The following is an 8,769-nucleotide window of genomic DNA, read 5'->3' as shown; positions in this document are numbered from 1 at the left end:
GATCGCCACCAGATACGATAAGACCAGAGCTTCCTTTGAAGCCTTCCTCGCGTTGGCTGCCGCAAAGATTTGGCTACCCTACTTTGTCAACAGAACCTAAGCCGATTTAAGGCACCGCTGAACCCGAATAAGAAAACCATTTTATTCTTGCCGACATGGGGGGATTTAAGTTCGCAGGAGAGATTCAAGTCGAGCTTGAGCAGCCTTCTTCCGAATTTCAACGTAATTTATAAGCCACATCATATGACGGCGCTCCGCGACGCTGCCGATGCGGCATCCCTCGGCAGCGGCGCAATTGATGCGACCCAAATTGCGGACGTTCTGGATTCAGGCCCCTATCTGATGGAACTGGCTGACGTTGTTGTTTCCGATATGAGTGGAGCAATCTTCGACTCGCTTTACTGCCGAAAACCGCTTGTATTGTTGAGTTTAGGACGCGATTTGGAGGCTCACGCGAAAGCGGACCCTTCTGCGCTGGAAATCGCCCATACAGACCGTATTGGCCCACTTGTCCTTGAGCCGCAAGATCTACACGACGCCGTTGAATTGATGTTGGGAGATAACCACCCCTATACCGAAGTAAATGAGGAATTGGTAAGGGAATCATTTGTCCAACGCGGCGGCTGCGCGGCAATTGCCGCTGCGGGCATCCGTTCCTTTATAGTGGGTGAACCTCAGCACCACGACCTTCAAGCATATGTAGCCTCAAATGTAAGAACAGCGATCCTGGGCAAAGCGCATGATGCTGCGATGCGGCGACTTTCGACGACCTCGAAGGCTCAGGCAAACAGCAAGGCCGTCAAAGCTACTACACGTTCCCCACGCAAGCTATCGCCTGTAACCAAAGCGCTAAACAGGCTGCCAGCTTCGTTGCTTGTGACTCTCGCAAAGATATCTCACCATGCAGGCATGCCGCGCGCGGAGAGCTACCTTTATTTCAGATCGAGGGACGCTAGTGGTCGAGAGGCAGCTACACGTTCGCTGGCAGAGACAAGTGCCACGAATAAGAGCCATACCACGAAGCTCAACATAAGGGCTACAGTGCCGAAAGGCGCTGCGGCCCGACAGGAACTTTTAAGACGCCTCCAGGATCAAGAAGAGTTTTTCGGCCTTGGTCTGTGCATTGAAGATTGGGCAAGGTCGCGTCCGGATGTCGCACGAAGAGCGCTATATCAATTTTACTGTGCTGCGGCGAACCTGCGGTTCAGTCGCACAAAAAATCGAGCCCTGCATAACGCCTTGGTGGCGTTCGCAAATGATTCCCAAGCAGGGACGACGCAGGTTCGTCGTGCAATTCTTCGCGATTTAGGCTACCTTTCAGAGGCGGTCGCGCTGGGTAGCTCGGAAGCGGACGAGGCTCAAACCAAGCTTGTGTCCGCCGCGAATTTGCTGGGCCCTCTGGCAAAATATCTCGATATCGCGGCTGCCAATGAGGCTACGGGACTGTTGGGCCAGGCGGCAATAACACCTGACGGGGAATGGCTGCCGGTCGGCGACATCAAAGCGCCAATTTTTGAAATGTCCTTGATGCTCGGCTTCGCAAGAATTGTGGGAGAAGAAAACGACGGTGCGCGCGAAGCGATGCTATCAATTACTCAAAACGCGGTAGATGCCCTACGTCGCAGAGGGTGGGCAATCCTTCCTCGCATTCAGGCCGGCCACCGTGGCGCTGTTCCCATTTCCTCTGAGTTCCCTTCTGCGACGTGGCACACAACGCATTCCGGCGTGGACGGACAGATCCACCTCAAGGTAGGGCCACTCAACAGCCATATCATTATAGATGACCGAGGTTACTCTGGATGGTCGTCTCTTGCCCATAAACCTCTAGCGGAGATAATCTCGAACATTTCCCGAGACGAGGCTGAAGTCCAGTATGCCAACCTGTACGAGACTTTGGTTGCAACGGGGAGATCAAAATACAAACAGCAAACCGAACCTGTTCCCGATGTGGGTAAATACATATTTTATCCAATGCAGGTGATGACGGATACCGTGGCGCGTCTCGCGCATATAAACGGGCTTCGCCTACTGCAAGTTCTTGCAGAATGGGGTAAGATGTCGGGGTATAAAATCATTGTAAAGCGCCATCCCAAATGCACAGTTGCGGCAGTAAAGAAGGCCATAGAGCGCGAGCAGAAAGCTGGCAGCATCGTCGTCTCGAATGCATCGATTCATGAACTAATTGCCGGCGCTGAAGCTGTTGTCGCCGTTAATTCGGGCGTGGGGGCAGAGGCGCTTATTCATCTAAAGCCCGTCATTACCACCGGGGACTCTGACTATGCTGCGGCCACTACGCTCACGCGCAACGAGGCGGAATTGGCCGAAGCCTTGAGCCGCATTGGCACGCCTCTGACAAGTTCCGAGGACATAAAGAGGTTTCTCTGGACCTTTACGAAGCGCTACCAGGTCCATGAAGCAGATCGTGACGCTACTTTCGCTCGCTTTGGAGAATTGACTGGTCAATTCCTAAAGGATCATGAGCGGAAGCAGAAAAACACTGCGGCAAACCAAGAACTTTCTTTGCCAAACCTTCTCTGACGTCAGCTTAGAACGACACGGCAGAAGATCGGTTAAGTCCCGGCAAATCATGCCGGGATCGTCCTGCGCCGAATAGATATTTTATCCGCCTGCCTGACAACTTCACTTCTTGCGGGTGTCACCTGTGTGCGCACCAATGAAATGCAGATAGGACATATCTGAAGGCAAGTTTACGATGTTCGCATGACAGCGATGGAAAATTCAGCAAAGCATAAAAGCAAAGGTGGAGCGGGTAGCGGGAATCGAACCCGCACGATCAGCTTGGGAAGCTGACAAGCTACCACTACATCATACCCGCCTTGAGCCTGAGGTTTCCACCAAGCCCGGCCGGCTGTCAAGGCCGGGGCGGTTTCGAGGGTGATTATTCCGCGCGGAAATGCTTGGAGAGCTTCAGGCCCTGCGCCTGGTAATTGGAGCCGAGGCCGAGACCGTAGAGGCCTTCGGGGCGGTCCATCATATGCTCGTAGACCAGCCGGCCGACGATCTGGCCGTGCTCGAGGATGAAGGGAACCTCGTGGCTGCGCACTTCGAGGACGGCGCGGCTGCCGGTTCCGCCGACCGAAGCATGGCCGAAGCCCGGATCGAAGAAACCGGCATAATGGACGCGGAATTCGCCGACCAGCGGATCGAACGGGGTCATCTCGGCGGCGTAGAGCGGCGGCACATGCACCGCCTCGCGCGAGACGAGGATGTAGAACTCGTCGGGATCGAGGATCAGCTCATCGCGGCCGCGGCTGTAGAGCGGCTCCCAGAAATCGTGGATGCCGTGCTCACCCTTCTTGTCGACATCGATGACGGCGGTGTGGTGCTTGCCCCGGTAGCCGATCAACCCGTCCGGCCCGGTTCCCTTGAGATCGATCGACAGGGCAATGCCGCCGCCCGAGACGTTCGGCGTTTCGCTGGCGACCAGAACATCGCTTTCGTGCAGGGCTGCAAGTTCGGTTTCGCTGAGAAGCGCGTGCCCGATGCGGAAGCGGATTTGCGACAGGCGCGAGCCACGCCGCACGATCACCGGAAAGGTGCGCGGGCTGATCTCCAGATAGAGCGGGCCGTTGTAGCCGGCCGGAATCTTGTCGAATTCCTGCGCGCGGTCGGTGATGACGCGGGTGAATATATCGAGCCGGCCGGTGGAGCTTTTCGGATTGGCCGAGGCCGACATGCCCGCCGGCAGGTCGAGGCTTTCCATCAGGGGCACGATATAGACGCAGCCCGTTTCCAGCACCGCCCCTTCGGAGAGATCGACGACATGCAGTTTCAGGCGGTCCAGCTTATCGGCGACGAGGTGGCCAGGACCCGGCATGAAGCTTGCGCGCACGCGAAAGGCGATCGATCCGAGCCGCAGGTCGAGGCTCGCCGGCTGGATCTGATCGACATCCAGCTTGGCCTCGCTCTTCAACCGCCCGGCGTCAAACAGCGCGGCGATGGCGCGGTCGGCCAGAATGCCCGTAGCCCTTGTCATTCCTGTCTTCCTCTTTTCTGCGAACGGCAGGTCATAAACCAAATTGTTCCTGTGACATATCTTCTTGTTCCGGGGAATTGACGCAAGCACGCTTGCGCAGTATTTGAAGAATTATCCCGTGGTGATTTGGCCGGTCGGCTTGCAGCCACGTTAAACAAATAGCTAAAAAGGCCGGGTTTCAAACCGGCTTGCTTTTCGCGGCCGGTTTTTTTGTTTGTGAAAGCGACACTCGATGAGCAAAAACTGGAGCCCGGCAACACAACTCGTTCATGGCGGCACGACCCGTTCGAACCACGGCGAAACCTCCGAAGCCATTTTTTTGACGCAAGGCTTTGTCTACGAGACCTCGGAGGCCGCCGAAGCGCGCTTCAAGGGCGAGGATGACGGTTTCATCTACGCCCGTTACGGCAGCCCCACCAATGACATGTTCGAAAAGCGCATGTGCCTGCTGGAGGGCGCCGAGGATGCGCGCGCCACGGCATCCGGCATGGCGGCGGTGGCGGCGGCCATCCTCTGCCAGGTGAAGGCCGGCGACCACATCGTCGCCGCGCGCGCCCTTTTCGGTTCCTGCCGCTGGGTGGTAGAAACACTGGCGCCGAAATACGGCGTCGACTTCACACTGGTCGACGGGCGGCACCTCGAGAACTGGGAAAAGGCCGTCCGGCCGAACACGAAGGTGTTCTTTCTCGAAAGCCCGACCAACCCGACGCTCGAAGTGGTCGATATCGCCGGCGTCGCAAAAATCGCCGATGCGGTGGGTGCGAAGGTCATCGTCGACAATGTATTTGCCACGCCGCTGATGCAGAAGCCGCTGGAACTGGGCGCCCATATCGTCGTCTATTCCGCCACCAAGCATATCGACGGCCAGGGCCGCTGCCTGGGGGGCGTCATCCTCTCGGACAAGGACTGGATCAACGAGCATCTGCACGATTATTTCCGCCATACCGGCCCGGCACTATCGCCGTTCAACGCCTGGACGCTGCTGAAGGGCATCGAGACGCTGCCGCTCAGGGTGCGCCAGCAGAGCGAGAACGCGGCGCGCCTTGCCGATTTCCTCGCCGAGCAGAAGCAGGTTTCCAAGGTCATCTATCCCGGCCGCAAGGACCATCCGCAGGCCGATATCATCGCCCGACAGATGAAAGGCGGATCGACGCTGGTCTGCTTCGAGCTGAAGGGCGGCAAGGAGGCGGCCTTTGCGCTGCAGAACGCGCTGGATATCGTGCTGATTTCCAACAATCTCGGCGATTCCAAGAGCCTGATCACCCATCCGGCAACCACGACGCACAAGAACCTCTCGGACGAAGCCCGCGCGGAACTCGGCATCTCGCCCGGCACGGTGCGCTTCTCCGCCGGCATCGAGGACAGCGAAGACCTGATCAATGATTTTGCCAGGGCGCTGAAATCCGTCCAGGCGTGAGCGAAAACCTGTCCGGCGTTCGCGTCTTCCGGGATGCGAACGCCTCTACATATTGGCTCTGGACCCGAAGCTTGCGCGGGCCAGCATGATCCGCGACAGCGTCGTGTAGACGCAGACCAGCGCAAAGCCGATGGCGATTTCCGGAAACCAGTGCGGGAACAGGCAAAAGGCCAGGAACACGGCGATGGTTTCGCTCGCCTCGGCAAGCCCGGTGGTGAAATAGAGCGATTTCTCGCCCCGCGCCTTCGTCGAAAGGCCGCGCTTTTCGGCGATGACGGCGAAGGCAAGGAAGCTCGCGCCGTTGATGTAGAAGGATAGAAGCAGCAAGCCGCCGGCCATGCCGTTCTCGTAAGGGTCATGGAGGATGAAGGCGAAAGGGACGAGGCCGTAGAAGGCAAAATCGAGCACGATATCGAGAAAACCCCCGAAATCCGTCTTTGCCGTCGCCCGCGCAACGGCCCCGTCGAGCCCATCGCATAGGCGGCTGGCGAGGATCAGCAGGAGGCCGAGCGCAAAGGCGTCGCAGACAATGGCCACTGCCGCCGCCACGCCGATGGCAAAGCCCGCCAGCGTCACTGCGTTCGCGCCGACGCCGCGCCTTGCCAGCGCCCGCCCGGCGCGGTCCATCCAGGGATCGATCCGCGCCCTCAAATATCCGTCAAGCATAGTGTGCCCTATCGTTACAGTTTGCCCTGTCCGTTATGCTTGGGGAAACCATCCCCATGTAGATTAGTGCGAATGAACTTGAAAAGGGTTTGCACATGTACCGCGCGTTGACACGGGATATCGAGGTCACCGTCGAGCCTTATTACCTGGAGGAGCAGTCCGATCCGGGCGACAGTCGCTATGTCTGGGGTTACCGCATCCTGATCTCGAACCTTTCAGCCATGACCGTCCGGCTGATGACGCGCTACTGGCACATCACCGACGAGAACGGTCAGGTGGACGAGGTCAGGGGACCTGGCGTGATCGGCGAGCAGCCGGTTCTCAATCCGGGGGATACATATGAATATTCCTCCGGCTGTCCGCTCGACACGCCATCGGGCGTGATGTTCGGCCATTATGCGATGGAAACGACGGAAGGCGAGACCTTTACCGTGGACATACCCGCCTTCTCGCTGGATTCTCCCGGACAGACCCGGACGTTGAACTAAACCGGTCTATTGCGGCCGCACTTCGGTCGCTTCGAAACGGTAGGTGGTCGAGCAGAACTCGCAGGTGACCGCCACTTTCCCGTCTTCCATCGAATGGTCGATATCGTCCTGGCTGAGGCCTGCCAGCACATCGCGCAGCTTTTCGCGCGAACAACTGCACTTGTCGTAGACCGCCTGCGGCGGATAGACCTTGACGCCACGCTCATGGAAGAGCCGATAAAGCAGCCGTTCTGTGCCGACCATCGGATCGGTCAGTTCGTCGGCATCGATGGTCTCGACCATGACGCTGGCTTCATCCCAGAGATCATCCACCTCGAATGCGCCTTCGGCATCGCCGCCGTCGCCACCGGGCAGATCGGGCTGGCGCATGCGCTCGGGGGCTTCCGGCAGGAACTGCGCGACCATGCCGCCTGCCCGCCATCGATGGCGCGGCTTGCCGTTTTCGTCACGATCGAGCAATTCGGCGACGCCGAGACGCACCTTGGTGGGAATCTGCTCCGACTGACGGAAATAGACCCCGGCGATCTCCTCCAGCGTCGCGCCGTCGAGCGGCACGATGCCCTGGTAGCGCTGGGTATGGGCACCCTGGTCGATGGTGAAGGCAAGAATGCCCTCCCCCAGCAGATGCTGTGGCTGGGTCAAACCATTCTCTTCGGCGATCGACAGGGCTTCCTCGTTGTAGCGTGCATAGGCACGCACCCGGTCCGGCGTGGAAAAATCGGCAACCACAAGATCGACCGGACCGTTGCTCTTCGTCTGAACGATCAGCTTGCCTTCGAATTTCAGCGATGTGCCGAGCAGAACCGTCAACACCACCGTTTCGGCGACGAGGCGCGCGACCGGCAGGGGATAGTTGTGACGCTCGAGAATGGCATCGAGCATCGGGCCGAGCTGCACGGCCCGCCCGCGCACGTCGAGACCTTCCACCTGGAACGGCACGACGTGATCGTCGCCGGCATAATCGAACTGACCGAGGCCCGGCGTGGTTTCCGTCATCACTTTACTCCTTCGCATTCGGCCATCGATGCACTCGAAGAGCGAGGCTCGCAGCGACACGATGTCTGATGTTCATTGATCCCGTGCCGTCCCGGTTTGTCCAGAGCGCACCCGGAAAAACCGCGGCCGGTCTTGTCACTTCAGGATCGAGCGAACGGATGGTTGGCGTCATTAACGACGACGACCGGTCGCGTATTCGGCGCCGGTCATCTTTCTGCTTCAGAGATCGTGTGCCGCGCGCCGATTTTCAATAGGCGTGGCAAAGCCCGGTCACAGCGCCCCGAAACACCAGGCGAGCACCGATTTCTGGGCATGAAGGCGGTTTTCCGCCTCGTCGAAGACGACCGATTGCGTGCCGTCGATCACCTCGTCCGTCACTTCCTCGCCGCGATGGGCGGGAAGGCAGTGCATGAACAGGGCGTTCTTGTCGGCCTTCTCCATCAGGGCGGCGTTGACCTGGAAGGGCTGGAAGACATTGTGGCCACGGGCGCGATGCTCCTGGTTCATCGAGATCCAGGTATCGGTGACCACGCAATGGGCGCCGGCAACAGCCTGATCGGCATCATGATAGAGCCTGATCTCGCCGCCATTGTTGCGGGCCCAGTTGAGGATTTTGTCATCCGGTTCCGAACCGAGCGGAACGGCCATGTTCATCCGGTAACCAAAGCGCGCCGCGCCCTCGACGAAGGAATGCAGCACATTGTTGCCGTCGCCGGTCCAGGCAATGGTCTTGTCTTTCACCGGGCCGCTATGTTCCTCGAAGGTCATGATATCGGCCATGATCTGACAGGGATGGGTCGTATCCGTCAGCCCGTTGATGACCGGCACGGTGGCGTGTTCGGCCAGTTCCATCAGCCGCGAATGCTCGGTGGTGCGGATCATGATCGCATCGACATAGCGCGACAGGACCTTGGCGGTATCGCCGATGGTCTCGGCGCGGCCGAGCTGCATTTCGGTGCCGGAGAGAAACAGCGTCTCGCCGCCGAGCTGGCGCATGCCGACATCGAAGGAGACGCGAGTGCGGGTCGAGGGCTTCTCGAAGATCATCGCCAGCATCTTGCCGCTGAGCGGCTTTTCGGCGGTGCCTGCCTTGGTGGCGGCCTTGCGGATGCGGGCATCGTCGATGATGGCGCGGAGATCGGCGGCCGACATGGCGGAGAGATCGAGAAAATGTCTTGTCATTTTGAATCCAGGTCCTGTTGAGC

At 58.8% G+C, this 8,769-nt stretch carries 7 protein-coding genes, 1 tRNA gene and 1 riboswitch; of the genes, 3 read left to right on the top strand and 5 right to left on the bottom strand.

Going from position 1 to position 8,769, the window contains the following annotated elements; translation table 11 throughout:
* Nucleotides 1-195: 195 nt before the first annotated feature.
* A complete protein-coding gene (locus ASD31_RS20215) occupies nt 196-2,538 on the top strand; it encodes a hypothetical protein (RefSeq protein WP_056338171.1) in 2,343 nt (780 codons plus the stop codon).
* Nucleotides 2,539-2,762: 224 nt separating this feature from the next.
* On the opposite strand, the gene ASD31_RS20210 is transcribed toward ASD31_RS20215, so the two are convergent.
* Nucleotides 2,763-2,836 (bottom strand) — tRNA-Gly (locus tag ASD31_RS20210).
* Nucleotides 2,837-2,899: 63 nt separating this feature from the next.
* Nucleotides 2,900-3,997: a 2'-deoxycytidine 5'-triphosphate deaminase gene (locus ASD31_RS20205; protein WP_056338166.1), complete on the bottom strand. Its 1,098-nt coding sequence runs from the start codon at nt 3,995-3,997 to the stop codon at nt 2,900-2,902.
* A 108-nt stretch (nt 3,998-4,105) separates the two neighbouring features.
* Nucleotides 4,106-4,184, top strand: a riboswitch (SAM riboswitch).
* 45 nt (nt 4,185-4,229) lie between these two features.
* On the opposite strand from ASD31_RS20205, the gene ASD31_RS20200 reads away from it, so the two are divergent.
* Entirely contained in the window at nt 4,230-5,414 is a 1,185-nt protein-coding gene (locus tag ASD31_RS20200; RefSeq protein ID WP_056338163.1) for an O-succinylhomoserine sulfhydrylase, read from the top strand.
* A gap of 45 nt (nt 5,415-5,459) precedes the next feature.
* Here ASD31_RS20200 and ASD31_RS20195 read toward each other — a convergent pair whose 3' ends face one another.
* Nucleotides 5,460-6,080 carry a CDP-alcohol phosphatidyltransferase family protein gene (locus ASD31_RS20195; RefSeq protein ID WP_056338161.1) on the bottom strand — a complete coding sequence of 207 codons (621 nt, stop codon included), beginning with the start codon at nt 6,078-6,080 and terminating at the stop codon, nt 5,460-5,462.
* Nucleotides 6,081-6,175: 95 nt separating this feature from the next.
* Between ASD31_RS20195 and apaG the strand changes: the two genes are divergently transcribed.
* A complete protein-coding gene (apaG, locus tag ASD31_RS20190) occupies nt 6,176-6,568 on the top strand; it encodes a Co2+/Mg2+ efflux protein ApaG (protein WP_056338158.1) in 393 nt (130 codons plus the stop codon).
* A gap of 6 nt (nt 6,569-6,574) precedes the next feature.
* Here apaG and ASD31_RS20185 read toward each other — a convergent pair whose 3' ends face one another.
* Nucleotides 6,575-7,564, bottom strand: a complete 990-nt coding sequence (locus ASD31_RS20185; RefSeq protein WP_056338154.1) for an Hsp33 family molecular chaperone — start codon at nt 7,562-7,564, stop codon at nt 6,575-6,577.
* A 270-nt stretch (nt 7,565-7,834) separates the two neighbouring features.
* Nucleotides 7,835-8,746, bottom strand: coding sequence for an ornithine carbamoyltransferase (gene argF / locus ASD31_RS20180; RefSeq protein WP_056338151.1), 912 nt, complete (start codon nt 8,744-8,746; stop codon nt 7,835-7,837).
* Between the last annotated feature and the right edge of the window lie 23 nt (nt 8,747-8,769).

Origin of the sequence: Rhizobium sp. Root482 (assembly GCF_001426565.1) — a bacterium.
Lineage (GTDB): Bacteria > Pseudomonadota > Alphaproteobacteria > Rhizobiales > Rhizobiaceae > Pararhizobium.
Note: the sequence above shows the minus strand (reverse complement) of the source record. Positions and strands in the feature narration are given on the sequence as shown.